We start from the raw sequence: 15,199 nt of genomic DNA on the forward strand, positions 1-15,199 counted from the left end.
AGTCGATCCCGGGCGCGTTTTTTCATGGCGTGGCGGTCGGGATCTTTTCTCGCCGCCCGGCGGCGACGCCATCGCGCACGGCCCAGACCAGGGATAGCACCGACATCCCTGTCAGCACCCAGCTTGCCCAGCCGTAATCGACGCGCACGGGCGCCGTTTCGCCGGCATGCCACCACACCAGCGCATACCCGACCAGGGTGATCAGGATCCCGAGGTTGATGTACAGCAGCAGGTGCAGCACCCGTTCGGACACCGGCAGCACCCGCGTATCGCCCTCGACGATGACGTCGCGCGTGGCGGCGATCACTTCCAGCAGCAGCAAGCCGACGATCCACCAGACCCAGGCGCCATGCCACTGGTACCACGCCAGGCTGGCGAACACGCAGGCGAAGATCGCTTCGCGCACGGCGTGCAGGGCTTCTTCCTGCACCGCGTCGCCCCGCTTCGGCAGTTTGGCCAGCAACTCGTGGTTGATGACGATGTCGAGAAAGCCCAGCACGCCATGCAAGAGGAGCACATAGACATAGGGCGGCATGTTTTTCCTGTCTGCTCTAGACTGGCGTTCAGTCGCGCCGCAGGACCATGGCGCCCAGCGCCATGCCGATGGCGAAGGCGGCATACACGCCGGCCAGCGATTTCTTCGACAGGCGCTTTTCGTAGCCCGGTTTCAGGCGCTCGGGCGTCATCTTGTAGTCGGCGAAGCAGGCGATCGCCGAGGTGGCGGCGGACGCGGCCAGGGTCACCCGCAGGTCCTTGTGGTCGAGTTTTTCTCCGGCCAGCTTTTCGAACAGGACCGACCAGAAGGTGGCGCTGAGGTGGTGGATCGCATAGCCGGTGATCGTGTATTTCAGCGAAAAGCCATCGTGCTCGGCCGCTTCGTCGCCCCAGATCCAGTGGCTGACGGCATTCGTCGGCGCATAGGCGCTGCCGGCCTCGAGACGCCCGAGCAGGGCCAGGGCGGCGGTGGACACGACGCTGGACGCGGCCCCGCCGACCAGGCCGCGTTGCATGGAAGTTGACCAATCTGCCATAGTGTTCATCCTCGACTCGGTGAAAGGAATTGCATGCGGATCTTGCTCACAGGCGCCAGCGGCTTCATCGGACAACAGCTGTTGCAGGCGCTGCTGCTTGAGGGCCACCACGTCGTCTGCGCGGTGCGCTCCCCGAAAAAGAGCGCCGATCCACGCCTGAGCTATGTGCATGCTGACTTCGCCAACGATACCGATAAATCCATCTGGCTGGCGCGCTTGTCGGGAATCGAGGCCGTCATCAACACGGTCGGCATTTTCAGGGAGTCGGGCCGCCAGATCTTCGAGCGCCTGCATACCCTGGCGCCGCGCGCCCTGTTCGCCGCCTGCGCCGAATCCGAAGACGTGCGCACCGTGATCCAGCTCTCGGCCCTGGGCGCCGACGCCGAAGCGGACAGCGCGTATCACTTGTCGAAGAAGGCGGCCGACGATTATCTCGCCGCGCTGCCCGTGCGTGCCTTCATCGTCCAGCCCTCGCTGGTCTACGGCAAGGAGGGCGACAGCGCGCGGCTTTTCAAAACCCTGGCCAGCATGCCGCTCGCCCTGCGCTTCGGCAGCGCGCCGCAGCTGGTGCAGCCGGTGCACATCGACGACGTCGTCGCGGCCATCGTCGGCCTGCTGCGCCACCGCCTGCCGCTGCCTCCCGGCGTGACCGCGCAACGCGTGCCCCTGGTCGGCCCGGAAGCCCTGTCTTTCACCGACTATCTGGCACGCCTGCGCGGCGCCATGGGCATGCGGGAGCAGCGGGTGCTGGCGCTGCCCGATGCGGCGGCCCGCCTGCTGGCCAAAGCCGGACGCTGGCTGCCCGGCGCCCTGCTCGACGAGGACGCATTGCGCATGCTCGACCGCGGCAATACGGGCGACGCGTCGCTCATCACCCGGCTGCTGGGCCGTCCGCCGACGCCGATCGCCGCCTTCGTCACCGACCCGCGCGCCGAGCGCACCCAGGCGAAACTGGGCTGGCTGCTGCCGATCCTGCGCTGGAGCATCGCCGCGGTCTGGATCATCACGGCCATCGTCTCCTTCGGCCTGTACCCGGTCGAGGCCAGCTACGAGCTATTGGCGCGCAGCGGCATCCCGACTTCCTTGCAGCCGCTGATGCTGTACGGGGCGGCCGGCTTCGACCTGCTGCTCGGCCTCGGCATCGTTTTTTTACGGCGGCGGCGCTGGCTGTGGCTCGCACAATTAGGCCTGATCGGTTTTTATACGCTCGTGATAGCGTTCAAGCTGCCTGAATTCCTGCTGTATCCCTATGGGCCTTTGATCAAGAACCTGCCGATGCTGGCCGCCATCTGGCTTCTGTACGAACTCGAGGAAGAATAATGGATTACGTCGTCGTGAAATGGCTGCACATCCTGTCGTCGACGTTCCTGTTCGGCACCGGCATCGGCTCGGCCTGGTACATGCTGTTCGCCAACATCAGCCGCGACGTGCGCGCGATCGCCGTGGTCAGCCGCAACGTCGTGATCGCCGACTGGGTTTTTACGGCCACCACCGCCGTGATCCAGCCCGCCACCGGCTTTTACATGATCCACCTGGCCGGCTATCCCTTCCACAGCACATGGATCATGTGGTCGGTGGCCTTGTACGTGCTGGCCGGCGCCTGCTGGCTGCCGGTGGTCTGGATCCAGATGCGGCTGCGCGACCTGGCCGCCGAAGCCGTACGCAGCAATACCGACTTGCCGCCGCAGTACTGGCGCCTGTTTAAAACCTGGGTGGCGCTGGGGGTGCCCGCGTTTGCCGCCTTCGTCGTCATTTTCTGGCTGATGGTAGCCAAGCCGATGTAACGGAACACGGGCTGTGGACGGGCGCAGTAGAATGGCCCGCATTCCTTTCAGCGATGGAGTACACGATGCGGGCTTACCAGATTCTGCCGGGCGAGAACATCGACGGTTTACGGTGCGTGAATTTTCCCGAACGCGAACTGGCGCTCGGCGAAGTGCGGGTGCGCGTGCATGCCGTCTCCCTGAATTACCGCGACCTGATGGTTGCCAGCGGCAATTATCTGGTGAATGTGGACGATCCCATCATTCCCTGCTCGGACGGCGCCGGCGAAGTGCTGGCCGTCGGCCATGGCGTCACGCGGCTGCAGGTGGGTGACCGCGTCGCCGCCTCCTTCTTCCCCTACTGGCAGGACGGGCGTACGTCGCCAAGTAAGATCCGCCACGCGCTGGGCGGCGACATCGACGGCATGCTGGCCGAGGAAGTCGTGCTGCACGAGGATGCCCTGGTCAAAATCCCGCCGCAGCTGAGCTATGTGGAGGCATCGACCATGCCCTGCGCCGGCGTCACCGCCTGGAATGCGATCTTCGAGTCCAGTAACGGCATCAAACCAGGCGACACCGTGCTGCTGCTGGGCACGGGCGGCGTCTCGGTACTGGGCCTGCAGCTGGCTAGGGCGGCCGGACTGCGCACTATCATTACCTCGTCCAGCGACGAGAAACTGGCGCGCGCCCGCGAACTGGGCGTCCACCACACGATCAACTACCGCACGATTCCCGAATGGCAGGAGGAAGTGCTGCGCGTCACGCACGGCGCGGGTGCCGACGTGGTGCTGGAAGTGGGCGGGCAGGGCACCGTCAACCGTTCGGTGGCGTCCTGCGCGATGGGCGGCAGCGTCGCCATCATCGGCGGCGTCAGCGGTTTTGGGGGCGAAGTCAATCCCGCAACCCTATTAGCCGGCGCCAAGCGCATGGTCGGCATTTTCGTGGGCAGCCGCAGGATGCTGGAGCAGGTGATGAGTTTTGCGGCAACCAGCGAGATCAAGCCCGTGGTCGACCGCGTGTTCGGCTTCGAGCAGGCGCAGGAAGCGTACCGCTACATGGAGTCGGGCTCGCACTTTGGCAAAGTCGTGATCAGCGTCACCGGCTGAGCGTTCAGCGGCCTTCGAAACGCACCAATTCGATTTCGAACAGCTTCGGCCAGAATTTACCGGTGACATACAGCTTGCGGTGCTTGCCATCATAGGCAATACCGTTGAGCACGGCGTCGGCCGAGCTGGTGCCGCGTTTGTCGCGCGGCAGCAGGTTGGTCAGGTCGATCCAGCCCGTTACTTTACCGCTGGCCGGGTCGATGCGGGCGATGACGTCGGTGCCCCAGACGTTGGCATACAGTTCGCCGTCGACGATCTCCAGTTCGTTCAGGGAATCGATCGGCTTGCCCTCGGCCGTCACCTGCACCCGGCGCACTTCCTTCAGGCTGGCCGGATCCAGCACGCGGATGCTGGCGCTGCCGTCGCTCATGTAGACGTTTTTCGCATCGCTGGCCAGGCCCCAGCCTTCGCCTTCATAGGGGAAGCGCGCTTTCATGGCGAAGGTCTTGGCGTCGAACACATAGCCGGTCTTCGACTGCCAGGTCAGGCCAAGGATGTTGTCGCCGAAGGCAGTGGAACCTTCGCCGAATACTTCTTTCGGCAGTTCCGCCTTTTGCAGCACCTTGCCGGTTTTCAGTTCGATACGGCGCAGCGTCGAGCGGCCGGTCAGACCAGTCGTCTCGTACAGGTGGCCGTCGCGGAAGAACAGGCCCTGCGTAAACGCTTGCGGATCGTGCGGGTAGGTGTTCTTGACGATGAAGCCGTAGACGGGAATGGCCGCCATGGCGGCGCTGCAGGCGCAGCAGGCGCAGCTCGAGAGGACGAGGGCGGCGATGGCGGCAGGTTTCAGCATGCTGGAAAAGGGCGGTTATGCGAGGCGATCACTGTAGCATGAGGCGCACTCATACGTACGCCAGCATCCGGCCGCAGCTGATCACGCCGAGCCAGAGCAGGATCGACAGGACGGCGCCGAAGCGCGCCAGCGGCGGCGCCGCGTAATTCCGGTCCCAGCCGGCCACGCTGCGGTAGGGCAGCAGGTGAAAGGCGAGCGCATTCAGGCCGGCGAGGGCGATCAGTACGAGTTTCAATTGAAAGACGCGGTTGTCCGCCAGCTCGACCGGATGGGCACTGAACAGCAGCAGTCCGGCCGGAATCACCAGGATCAGGCTGGCCAGCGCCCAGCGCAGCAGGTGCCGGCCGAGCTCCGCCACCGGCAAGTTGCGGGCGAAGCCGAGCACGCGCAGGTCGAACAGCACCACGCTGCCGACCAGCACGGCAAATCCCGCGATATGGACGATCTCGACGATGGGATACAGCCAGGCGCCCTCGCGCATTGCAGTCGATAAGGGCGTGGCCGCCAGCGTGGTGAGTACGCCGGCGCCAATCTCCATCAGCGCAGCTCCGTCTTCTTGCCCTCGATCGTGATGTTTTCGGCGCGCAGTTCGTCGCCCTTGCTGCGGTGGGGATAACCGTGGACGGTCGCCTTCTGGCCAGGCTTGAGCATGTCCGTGGCCAGTCCTCGGCTTTCCATGCGCGAGGGCGGCGCCAGCACGACCAGCCATGTCTTGTCGGCTGTTTTCAGGCGCACGAAGCCGTGCGGCTGCTCGTAGCCGGCCTGCTCGATGGTACCGCTGAGGTCGAGCGGCTTGTCGGACTGGTATTCGCTCCAGCCGTGATGGGCAAGTGTGCCGGCGCTGAGGAGCAGCCCGGCGGCAAACAGGGTCAGGCGTTGCATGACGTTCTCCCGGTATGCGACGCGTCCGATTCTACGCCTGAATGGCCGCGTGCAGTGCTGCCGCGTCTATCGTGCCGGCGGCGGCAGGCGGCCGATCGGTTCCAGTTTGCCGTCACGCAGAATCGTCAGCACCATTTCTCCTTGCGCCAGCGAGACGCCGGTGAGGGCGCGGATGTTGACGTCGTGGGTGACCAGCACCAGCGGCGTCGTCTCGCGGCGCGCCGCCATGCGGGCGCGCAGGTCGCGCAGCTTGGCGGAGGCCGCCTTGTCGTCGTCATTGAACATGGAATCCAGGCTGGGCTCCGGTTCGGCACGCCCGAAGGCCAGTTTCGCCGTGTCCAGGCAGCGGCACCAGCGGCTCGACCACACCGCGCCCGGATTCACGCCGTGCGCTTTAAAAGCGGCGCCGATCGCCCGCGCGTCCTGGCGGCCTTTGTCCGACAGGTTGCGCTGGGTCGCGCATTGGGTCAGTCTGAAACCGGGCGGATCGCCGATGCCGGGGACCGTGGCCGCATGGCGCATCAGGACCGTCACGCCACCGGCGCGCAGCTTCTGCCAGAGGGCGTTCTCGTCCAGTTCGGCGGCGAACGAGGGAAAGCTGACGCAGGCCAGCAACAACAGGAAGCAGGGCGTGCGCATGGGATTCTCCGGAACTGGATGCGGGTCCCGGCATTATGGAGCCGCCGCCGCTTGTCAGGCGCACCGCTTATGTTAGGCTTTATGCACTGAATCTGATGAGAATGACAATGCGAAGCACCTTGCACCTGCTGGTTCCCCTGTTCGCCGCGGCGGCGATGTCCCCCGCCCTTGCCGCACCGAGCTGCGCCGCCTATGGCGGAGAGCTGGCCGCCATGGTGGAAGCGGCCGACACCCTGCGCAGCCAGGTCGACTACCTGGCCGCGCCAAGCGATGCCGCAGCAAGCCAGCGGCGCGCCGCCCTGGAGGAGGTGGAACGCACGAATGCCGAACGCCTGAACGCCTGGATGACGTCCTGCGGCTGGCCGCGGCGCAGCGTCGAAGGGGTGCAGGCAGCGCGCGCCGCCTGGTTGATCGCCCAGCAGCGCAGCACCGACGTCGGCTTCCAGCGCCAGGTGGTGCGCCAGCTCGAGCTGGCCGTGCTCGACGGCGAGGCCTCTCCCATGCACCTTGCCGCCGCGGCGGACCGGCTGGCGGTGCAGGAAGGGCGCCCGCAGCGCTACGGCACGCAGTTGCGCCAGGTCGCCGGCTGCGGCTGGGATTACTACCTGCTGGACGACCTGGCACGGGTCGAGGCGCGCCGCAAGCGGCTCGGGCTGCCCTCGCTGGAAGAACATAAACGCGCCATCAACGCCATGGTCACCGTCGAACGCTGCACCTCGCCGCTGTCGGACGCCCTCAGCAACGCACAGTAAAACATACAATATAAATCGTTTAATCTGTATGAATCATATAAACGATATGCTGCTTGTTTTGCTGTTTTTTTCTGGCAGTTATTTCTTGACCCAAAAAATGCCGAGAGACAATAAATCGGCCATTAAAATCAGCCTCCGAAACCCTCCAATACGACCTTGCCGCTGGCCGCGCCGCTTTCGATGAAGGCGTGCGCCCGGCGCAAATTCGCCGCGTTGATCGCGCCCATGTTCTGGGCCAGCGTGGTGCGGATGCGGCCGTCGTCGACCAGCTGCGCCACCTCGTTCAGCAAGCGGTGCTGGGCCTGCATGTCCGGGGTGTTGAACAGCGAGCGGGTGAACATCAGTTCCCAGTGCAGCGAGATGCTTTTGCGTTTCAGCAGGCGCACGTCGATCGGTTCCGGATCGTCGATCAGCGCCAGTTTCCCTTGCGGCTTGAGCGCGTTCACCAGCGCCATAAAATGTTTGTCGGTGTGGGTCAGGCTGATCGCGTAATCGACTTCGCCCAGGCCGGCACCGCTCAAGGCCGTGTCGAGCGGGGTGCTGTGGTCGACGACGTGATGGGCGCCGAAGATGCGCGCCCATTCGCGCGTCTCCGGACGAGAAGCGGTGCCGATCACGGTGATGCCGGTCAGCTGGCGCGCCAGCTGTACCAGGATCGAACCGACGCCGCCCGCCGCACCGACCACCAGCAGCTTTTCGCCCTCGTGGCCACCGAGCTGCAGGCCGAGGCGGTCGAACAGAAGTTCCCAGGCCGTGATCGCCGTCAGCGGCAGCGCCGCCGCTTCGGCAAAGCCGAGGCTACTCGGCATGCGGCCGACGATGCGTTCGTCGACCAGCTGCAGCTCGCTGTTGCTGCCCGCGCGGTGAATGGCGCCGGCATACCAGACCCGGTCGCCCGGGCGGAACAGGGTCACCTCGGGACCGACGGCGCGCACGATGCCGCTCGCATCCCAGCCCAGCACTTTCGGTTCCGCCTGCTCTTGCGCCGGCAAGCCACGCCGCACCTTGGTGTCGACCGGATTCACCGACACGGCATGCACCTCGACGAGTAAATCGTGGCCGGTCGCGACCGGATCGGGCAGTTCGATATCCTGCAGGGCGAGTTCGTTATCCGCAGGCAGGGAGGCGTAGGCGGCGATGGCTTTCATGGTGTTCCTCTTGTCAGTGTTGAATGAAGTCCAGTGTAGCGGCTGAAGATTGCGCTGATTAGACCGTATAATCCGGAAAGACTATCCAGCGGAGCGAACAATCATGAAGCTCGATGCCATGGCCTTGTTCGCCCAGGTGGCGGCCAGCGGCAGTTTTACCCAGGCGGCGCAGGTCGCAGGGATACCGAAATCGACCGTCAGCGCGCGTATCGCCGAGCTGGAAAGCGGGCTCGGTGTGCGCCTGCTGCACCGGACTACGCGCCGCCTCAGCCTCACCGCCGCCGGCCAGGTGTATCTGACCCACTGCCAGGCGATGCTCGATGCCGCCAACGCCGCCGACGCGGCCATCTCCCGCCTGCGCGACGAACCGGCAGGCCACCTGCGCCTGACCGCTCCGGAAGCGTCGGGCATCCTGCTGCTGCCGCCCCTGCTCGCCGCCTTTCATGCTTTGCACCCAGCCGTCAGCGTCGAATGCGTGATCACCGATGCCCATCTGGATCTCGTCGCCGAACGCATCGACCTGGCCCTGCGCACCGGCCAGCTCGCCGATTCCTCCTTCGTCTCGCGCCGGGTCGGTGCGGTGCGGCGCGTGCTGGTCGCATCAAACGCCTATCTCGCAACGCACGGCGCGCCGCAGCACCCGCTCGATCTGTCTCGCCAGCGCCTGCTGCTGCACGAGGTTCTGCCGCAATGGCCGCTGCACGCCGACGGTAAAGTCGTCCACGTCTCGGCCGCCGCCGCTCCGCTGCGCGCCAACAATTTGAATACCCTGCGCGGGCTGGCAGTGGCCGGCGCCGGCATCGCTTTACTCCCCTGGTTCATGGTGCGCGAAGCCTTGCTCGACGGCAGCCTGCAGCTGGTGCTGCCCGAGCATCCACCCACCGACAATACCTATTACGCGGTCTATCCGGGCCGCAGCCACCGTCCCGCGGCGCTGAGCGCCTTGCTCGAATTTATCGATCAGTTCGGGCTGGCAAGCTATCTCGCCTGAGGCCGCGCCGCCTGAATTAGCTGAAGCTAATTGTGCGCCGGTTACCGGCAGCTTGCTACTAAGATGGTCGTAACGGAATGACAACCCATTCTGCGCCGCCTGCCGCCTGCGCCGGGACCGGCGCGTCCGAACCATCCAGAAAGGATCCACCATGACCGCTCCCGAGCGCTATCCGCTCAGCCTGCGCATCAACGGCCAGGAACATCAGCTGCAGATCGAGGCCTGGGTCACCCTGCTCGACCTGCTGCGCGAGCGCCTCGACCTGACCGGCTCGAAAAAGGGCTGCGACCACGGCCAGTGCGGCGCCTGCACCGTCCTCGTCGACGGCAAGCGCATCAACTCCTGCATGACCCTGGCCGTGATGCAGAACGGCCGCGAGGTCACCACCATCGAGGGCCTGGCCGAAGAAGGCAAGCTGCACCCGCTGCAGCAGGCCTTCATCGACAACGACGCCTTCCAGTGCGGCTACTGCACCCCGGGCCAGATCTGTTCGGCGGTCGGCCTGATCAAGGAAGGACAGGCGAAGACGGTGGCCGACGTGCGCGAGCTGATGAGCGGGAACGTGTGCCGCTGCGGCGCCTATCCGGGCATCCGCAAGGCCGTATGCGCGGTGGCCGGCATCGATGGCGGCGACAATGCCGAGCGGCCGGTCGTGCCGGGGACGGTGCCGGCATGAACCCGTTTACCTTTACCCAGGCCGAGGACAACGCGGCCGCGCTGGCGCAAGTAGCAAACAACGCCAGCTTCGCCGGCGAAGCCGTGCGCTTCATCGCCGGCGGCACGAACCTGATCGACCTGATGAAAGAGGGCGTGATGGTGTCGAGCCGCCTGGTCGACATCAACCGCCTGCCGCTCGATGCGATCGAAGAAGAGGGTGAGGGCCTGAAACTGGGCGCCACCGCGAGGAATGCCGATACCGCTTACCACCCGCTGGTGCGCGAACGCTATCCGCTCTTGAGCGCCGCGATCCTGGCGGGCGCCTCTCCCCAGCTGCGCAACATGGCCACCAATGCCGGCAACCTGCTGCAGCGCACCCGCTGCTATTATTTTTACGACGTCGGCACGCCCTGCAACAAGCGCGATCCAGGCAGCGGCTGCTCGGCGATCGGCGGCATCACGCGACAACACGCGATCCTCGGCGCCAGCCCGCATTGCATCGCGACCCACCAGTCCGACATGTGCGTGGCGCTGGCCGCGCTGGAGGCGACCGTGCACGTCGAATCGGCGCGCGGCAAGCGGGAAATCCCGTTTACCGAATTCCACCGCCTCCCGGACGACGCGCCGCAGTACGACACCGTCCTCGAAGCGGACGAACTGATCACCCACATCTCGCTACCCGACATGCGCCGCTATGCGGCCCACTCGGCCTACATCAAGGTGCGCGAACGCCTGTCGTATGCCTTTGCCCTGGTCTCGGTGGCGGCGGCGCTCGACCTGGGGGCGGACGGCGTGATCCGCAGCGCGCGCATCGCGCTCGGCTCGGTCGCCCACAAACCCTGGCGCAAGCCGGAGGCAGAAGCTTTATTGGAGGGCCAGAAGGAAGATCCGGCCCTGTTCGGACGCGTGGCCGACCTGCTGCTCGATGGCGCCGTCGGCCAGGGTCACAACGATTTCAAGATAGGACTGGCGAGAAAAGCCGTCGTGCGCGCGCTGCAGACCGCGGTGCGCGGCACCGTCACCAATACCGGAGAAGCGCATGACTGACCTGATCCAGGCATTAAAAACGCCCGTGGCCGAACCGGGTACCGGACAGGTTGCCACCGGCACCGACGTCAAGCGCGTCGACGGCCGCGCCAAGGTGACCGGCGCCGCGCGCTACGCGGCCGAGCACCCGGCCGAGAACCTGCTGTATGGCGTGGTCGTCAGCGGCACGATTGCCAAGGGCCGCATCCGCGACATCGACACCTTCGACGCGATGCAGATCGAGGGGGTGGTCGAGGTGATGAGCCACCTGAACCGCCCGAAGATGCGCTCCGTCGATCTGGCCTACAAGGACATGACGGCGCCGCCCGGCTCGCCTTTCCGACCCTTCTACAGCGAGCATGTCCTCTACAGCGGCCAGCCGGTGGCGCTGGTGCTGGCCGAGAGTTTCGAGGCGGCGCGCCGCGCCGCGGCCCTGGTGCGCGTGCGCTACGTGGAAGAAGAATACGACACGCGCCTGACGGCCAACCTGGAACGCGCCCACAAGCCGATCCCCATGCGCGCCGGCTTCGAACCGCCGCCGCCGGAAAAGGGCAATGCCGACAAAGCCTTCCAGGCGGCGCCCGTAAAAATCGAGGCCGAGTTCCACCACGGCGTCGAGCACCACAATCCGCTCGAGCTGTTCGCTTCGACCGTGATTCGCGGCGAGGACGGCCACCTGACGATCTACGACAAGACGCAAAGCTCGCAGAACAGCCGCTGGTACGTGTCGCACGTGTTCGGCCTGTCGAAGGACAAGGTCACGGTGCGCAACCCGTATGTCGGCGGCGCCTTCGGTTCCGGCCTGCGTCCGCAATACCAGCTGACCCTGGCCGTGATGGCCTCGCTGCATTTGCAACGTTCGGTGCGCGTGACCCTCACGCGCCAGCAGATGTTCAGCTTCGGGCACCGTCCGGAGACGGTGCAGTGGGTGAAACTGGCGGCCGAGCGCGACGGCACCCTGGTCTCGATCCAGCACGAGGCGATCGGCGAAACCTCGCGCCTCGAGGATTACGTCGAAGTCGTCGTCAACTGGTCCGGCCTGCTCTACGCCTGCGACAACATCAAGCTCGGTTACAAGCTGGTGAAACTCGACCAGTACACGCCGATGGACATGCGCGCGCCCGGCGCCGCGCACGGCATGCATGCGCTGGAAGTGGCGATGGACGAGCTGTCCTACGAACTGAAAATGGACCCGTTGACGCTGCGTCTGAAGAACTATGCCGAGCGCTCGCCGGTCGACGACAAGCCGTATTCGAGCAAGGAACTGCGCGCCTGTTATGAGCAGGGCGCCGAGAAATTCGGCTGGTCGCAGCGGCCGCTGGCGCCGCGTGCGCGCAAGGAAGGAGACGAGTGGGTAGGCTGGGGCATGGCGACCGGTGCCTGGGATGCGCTGCAGATGTTCGCGCGCGCCAGCGCCGTGATGCATGCGGACGGCCGGCTGGTCGTCTCGAGCGCGGCGACCGACATCGGCACCGGCACCTATACGGTGATGGCGATGATCGCGGCCGAGGCCATGGGCTTGCCGCTCGAGCGCGTCACTTTTCAGTTAGGCGACTCGACCCTGCCGGCGGCGCCGGTGGAGGGCGGCTCCTCGCACGTGACCACGGTCGGTTCGGCGGTGGCGGGCGCGTGCGACAAGCTGCGCCTGACCCTGTTGCGCTACGCCCAGGCCGATCCCGATTCGCCTTTCCGTAACAAGCGTCTGAAAGATGTCGAATTCGCGGGCGGGGTGATGCGCCTGAAAAAGGACCCGGCCGCCTTCATCGCGCTGGGCGCCATCGTGCGCCACGCGGGCCGCGAGCGGATCGAGGAAAAGTACCTGATGCTGCCGCAGATGCTCAAGCAGCGTAAATTCCGGCGCATGGTCCATTCCGCTGTGTTCGTCGAGGTGCGGGTCGACGAGGAGCTCGGCATCGTGCGCGTGACGCGCGTGGTCAGCGCGATCGCGGCCGGCCGCATCATGAACACCAAGACGGCCGGCAGCCAGATCGTCGGCGGCGTGGTCTGGGGCATCAGCCAGGCGCTGCACGAGGAAAGCCATACCGACCACCGCTTCGGGCGCTTCATGAACCACAATCTGTCCGAATACCACGTGGCCGTGAATGCCGACATCCACGACATCGACGTCATCTTCGTGGAAGAGGACGACCGCATCGTCAGCCGCCTGGGCGCGAAGGGCGTGGGCGAGATCGGCCTGGTGGGCGTGGCGGCGGCGGTGAGCAATGCGATCTACCATGCGACGGGCAGGCGCATCCGCAGCACGCCGATCACGCCGGACAAGGTGTTGGCGGGCGGGCCATGAGGTCCGCCTCGACATGGAGGAGCACATGACGCCGAACGCAAAAGCGGCGATCGTCACCGGCGCCTCGCGCGGCATCGGGCGCGCCATCGCGCTGCGCCTGGCGCAGGACGGGTTTGCAGTTGCGGTGAACTACGCCAGCCGGGCGCAGGATGCGGATAAAGTGGTGCAGGAGATCGAAGCGGCCGGCGGCCGGGCCCTCTCTCTGCAGGGCGACGTGGCGCAAGCCGCCGACTGCGCGCGCCTGTTCGACGAAACGGAACGCGCATTCGGCGGCGTCGACGTCATCGTCAACAACGCCGGCGTGATCCAACCCGGTACGACGCTGGTGGCCGATACCGACGACGATTTATACGAGCGTATCTTCTCGATCAACACCCGCGGCACCTTTAACATGCTGCGCCTGGCTGCCACGCGCCTGCGTCCGGGCGGACGTATCGTGAATTTCTCCACCAGCGCAATCGGCCTGGCCATGCCGGGCTACGCCGTGTATGGCGCGGCCAAGGCGGCGATCGAGACCATGACCAACATCTTCGCCAAGGAGATGCGCGGCAAGGGCATTTCCGTGAACGCCGTGGCACCGGGCCCGACGGCGACCGACCTGTTCCTGGACGGTAAACCGGCCGAGCTGGTCGAGCGCCTGGCGAAGGCGGCGCCGCTGGAGCGGCTGGGGACGCCGGAAGACATCGCGCACACGGTGGCCTTCCTGGTCGGGCCGCAGGGGGAGTGGGTGAATGGGCAAACGCTGCGGGTGAATGGCGGGATCGTGTGAGAACGCACCGCGGCCTAGACCTGGGTCGCTCCGCCGGGTGCGCGCCGCTTTGTCCGGGGGGCGATGTGCGCACCCATGCCGACCCTGAAGATGCGTGCCGTCGCCGCCGGGAACGGTTTGGCGGCGCGCAGGGACGCTTCGAGCGCTTCGTCAAAACCGGGCAACTGTGAAGCCTGCAGCTTGTTCATGCCGATCACCTTGCCGTCGGCATCGAGGAAAACCTCGAATTCGACCGCGTAATCTCCGGGCCTGGCATCAGGCGGAGGGGAATACTGCAGCGCCGGCACATGCTCTTGCAACAGCGCCTGGTCGGGCGGATTGGCGCGCGGATCGTAGTTCCGGGCATCCTCCTGCGCCTGCTGCCGGGCGGCCTTGGCTGCGGCGCGCTCGTGGCTGCGCTCGGTATCGTATTCGTACATGAAGTGGCAAGCTTTGAAGAGCAGCACCAGCATCACGATTTTCACGAACCAGCTCGCCGCCTTTTCGCGCCTGCTACGCACGCGCGGCGCGTCGGGATCGTAGTCCTCGCACTGCGTTTCCCAATAGGCGACATTCTCCGGGTTCGTCACCACCTGCAGCAGCGCCGGAAACTGCGCCTGCATCCTGCGCAGTTCGCCGATGCTCTGATAAATCTCGCGCCAGTCCGCCTGCGTTTCCCGCCGCAGCAGCATCGCGATGCGTTCCTGCACCGAGCGCACGGCAATGGCCTGGCTGTCGAACAGGGCGCGCTCGTCGATCGCCGCGTTGAGCAGGTGGCCGAAATAATCGAACTGCGCCAGCCGCCGCCGGTCGTTCGCCCACTCGAAGGCCGCGACCGCCGCCGGAAACAAGGCTTCATGGCCGGGGCGCCAGCCATTCCCGAGCATGGAGACGACCTGCCATTCGAAGCGTGTGCGTGCACCGATGTTAATCAGTTCGTCGTCGCGCAGGCGCTCGGCGAGCAGCGCGTGCCAAGCGTTGGGGTCAGCCAGGCCTTGGGTTCGCGCCAATTCCCCCATGTCCGCCTCGAAGCGTTCCCATACCACGGCAGCAAGACGGGCGTCCTCCGCAAGCGGCGCGTGAGCCGACTCGGCGACATGCACGGGCGATGGCGCGGCCTGCATCACGTCCACAGGTGCGGTCATGACCGGTTCAGGCGTCTGCCCGGGTTCGGACGCGTGCGCCTCGTACGCCGCCCAGGCCAGCGCCGACTCGTAGGCTTCGCGCAGCGCCTGGAATCCGGCGGCATCGGCCTCCTGGTCGATATCCTTCAGCCGGCGCGCATAGGCACGCCGAATCGCGCGCGCATCGGCCGTCTCGTCCAGGCCCAGCGCATCGAGGAAGTCGTAGGTCGAGTGCAT

17 protein-coding genes are annotated in these 15,199 nt (G+C 65.9%); 9 read left to right on the plus strand and 8 right to left on the minus strand.

Annotated elements, in window-relative coordinates:
* Positions 1-22: 22 nt before the first annotated feature.
* The gene (locus tag ACFPQ5_RS04640; protein ID WP_379752107.1) at positions 23-535 is read right to left on the minus strand and encodes a hypothetical protein; all 513 of its coding nucleotides are present in this window, start codon (positions 533-535) and stop codon (positions 23-25) included.
* 28 nt (positions 536-563) lie between these two features.
* On the minus strand, positions 564-1,010 hold the full coding sequence (locus ACFPQ5_RS04645) for a hypothetical protein (RefSeq protein ID WP_379752108.1): 447 nt from the start codon (positions 1,008-1,010) through the stop codon (positions 564-566).
* 54 nt (positions 1,011-1,064) lie between these two features.
* On the opposite strand from ACFPQ5_RS04645, the gene ACFPQ5_RS04650 reads away from it, so the two are divergent.
* The 3 genes from ACFPQ5_RS04650 to ACFPQ5_RS04660 all read left to right on the plus strand — a co-directional run bounded on the left by ACFPQ5_RS04650 (position 1,065) and on the right by ACFPQ5_RS04660 (position 3,900).
* Positions 1,065-2,351 (plus strand): SDR family oxidoreductase, encoded by a 1,287-nt coding sequence (locus ACFPQ5_RS04650; RefSeq protein WP_379752109.1) that lies wholly within the window; start codon positions 1,065-1,067, stop codon positions 2,349-2,351.
* The gene (locus ACFPQ5_RS04655; RefSeq protein WP_379752110.1) at positions 2,351-2,815 is read left to right on the plus strand and encodes a DUF2269 family protein; all 465 of its coding nucleotides are present in this window, start codon (positions 2,351-2,353) and stop codon (positions 2,813-2,815) included. The genes ACFPQ5_RS04650 and ACFPQ5_RS04655 overlap by 1 nt, the downstream gene beginning before the upstream one ends.
* Positions 2,816-2,880: 65 nt before the next feature.
* Positions 2,881-3,900 carry a zinc-dependent alcohol dehydrogenase family protein gene (locus tag ACFPQ5_RS04660; RefSeq protein WP_379752111.1) on the plus strand — a complete coding sequence of 340 codons (1,020 nt, stop codon included), beginning with the start codon at positions 2,881-2,883 and terminating at the stop codon, positions 3,898-3,900.
* Between the two features lie 4 nt (positions 3,901-3,904).
* Here ACFPQ5_RS04660 and ACFPQ5_RS04665 read toward each other — a convergent pair whose 3' ends face one another.
* From ACFPQ5_RS04665 to ACFPQ5_RS04680, 4 genes are all read right to left on the minus strand, one after another.
* Complete coding sequence (locus ACFPQ5_RS04665) at positions 3,905-4,693, minus strand: glutaminyl-peptide cyclotransferase (protein WP_379752112.1); 789 nt, start codon at positions 4,691-4,693, stop codon at positions 3,905-3,907.
* 49 nt (positions 4,694-4,742) lie between these two features.
* Positions 4,743-5,231, minus strand: a complete 489-nt coding sequence (locus ACFPQ5_RS04670) for a DUF6644 family protein (protein ID WP_379752113.1) — start codon at positions 5,229-5,231, stop codon at positions 4,743-4,745.
* Positions 5,231-5,575, minus strand: coding sequence for a DUF6152 family protein (locus ACFPQ5_RS04675; protein WP_379752114.1), 345 nt, complete (start codon positions 5,573-5,575; stop codon positions 5,231-5,233). Before ACFPQ5_RS04675 ends, ACFPQ5_RS04670 begins: the two co-directional genes overlap by 1 nt.
* A 66-nt stretch (positions 5,576-5,641) precedes the next feature.
* Entirely contained in the window at positions 5,642-6,214 is a 573-nt protein-coding gene (locus tag ACFPQ5_RS04680) for a histidine phosphatase family protein (RefSeq protein WP_379752115.1), read from the minus strand.
* A 107-nt stretch (positions 6,215-6,321) separates the two neighbouring features.
* On the opposite strand from ACFPQ5_RS04680, the gene ACFPQ5_RS04685 reads away from it, so the two are divergent.
* Positions 6,322-6,966 carry a DUF6624 domain-containing protein gene (locus tag ACFPQ5_RS04685; protein ID WP_379752116.1) on the plus strand — a complete coding sequence of 215 codons (645 nt, stop codon included), beginning with the start codon at positions 6,322-6,324 and terminating at the stop codon, positions 6,964-6,966.
* Positions 6,967-7,094: 128 nt separating this feature from the next.
* On the opposite strand, the gene ACFPQ5_RS04690 is transcribed toward ACFPQ5_RS04685, so the two are convergent.
* A complete protein-coding gene (locus ACFPQ5_RS04690) occupies positions 7,095-8,114 on the minus strand; it encodes a zinc-binding alcohol dehydrogenase family protein (protein WP_379752117.1) in 1,020 nt (339 codons plus the stop codon).
* A 103-nt stretch (positions 8,115-8,217) separates the two neighbouring features.
* Here ACFPQ5_RS04690 and ACFPQ5_RS04695 point away from each other — a divergent pair, with 103 nt between their 5' ends.
* From ACFPQ5_RS04695 to ACFPQ5_RS04715, 5 genes are all read left to right on the plus strand, one after another.
* The gene (locus ACFPQ5_RS04695; protein ID WP_379752118.1) at positions 8,218-9,105 is read left to right on the plus strand and encodes a LysR family transcriptional regulator; all 888 of its coding nucleotides are present in this window, start codon (positions 8,218-8,220) and stop codon (positions 9,103-9,105) included.
* 151 nt (positions 9,106-9,256) lie between these two features.
* Positions 9,257-9,781, plus strand: a complete 525-nt coding sequence (locus tag ACFPQ5_RS04700) for a (2Fe-2S)-binding protein (protein WP_379752119.1) — start codon at positions 9,257-9,259, stop codon at positions 9,779-9,781.
* Complete coding sequence (locus ACFPQ5_RS04705; protein ID WP_379752120.1) at positions 9,778-10,809, plus strand: FAD binding domain-containing protein; 1,032 nt, start codon at positions 9,778-9,780, stop codon at positions 10,807-10,809. Before ACFPQ5_RS04700 ends, ACFPQ5_RS04705 begins: the two co-directional genes overlap by 4 nt.
* Positions 10,802-13,090: a xanthine dehydrogenase family protein molybdopterin-binding subunit gene (locus ACFPQ5_RS04710; RefSeq protein WP_379752121.1), complete on the plus strand. Its 2,289-nt coding sequence runs from the start codon at positions 10,802-10,804 to the stop codon at positions 13,088-13,090. Before ACFPQ5_RS04705 ends, ACFPQ5_RS04710 begins: the two co-directional genes overlap by 8 nt.
* 25 nt (positions 13,091-13,115) lie before the next feature.
* A complete protein-coding gene (locus tag ACFPQ5_RS04715) occupies positions 13,116-13,859 on the plus strand; it encodes an SDR family oxidoreductase (protein ID WP_379752122.1) in 744 nt (247 codons plus the stop codon).
* A 14-nt stretch (positions 13,860-13,873) separates the two neighbouring features.
* On the opposite strand, the gene ACFPQ5_RS04720 is transcribed toward ACFPQ5_RS04715, so the two are convergent.
* Positions 13,874-15,199 (minus strand): TonB C-terminal domain-containing protein, encoded by a 1,326-nt coding sequence (locus ACFPQ5_RS04720; protein ID WP_379752123.1) that lies wholly within the window; start codon positions 15,197-15,199, stop codon positions 13,874-13,876.

Source organism: Massilia suwonensis, from assembly GCF_042655665.1.
GTDB lineage: Bacteria > Pseudomonadota > Gammaproteobacteria > Burkholderiales > Burkholderiaceae_D > Telluria > Telluria suwonensis.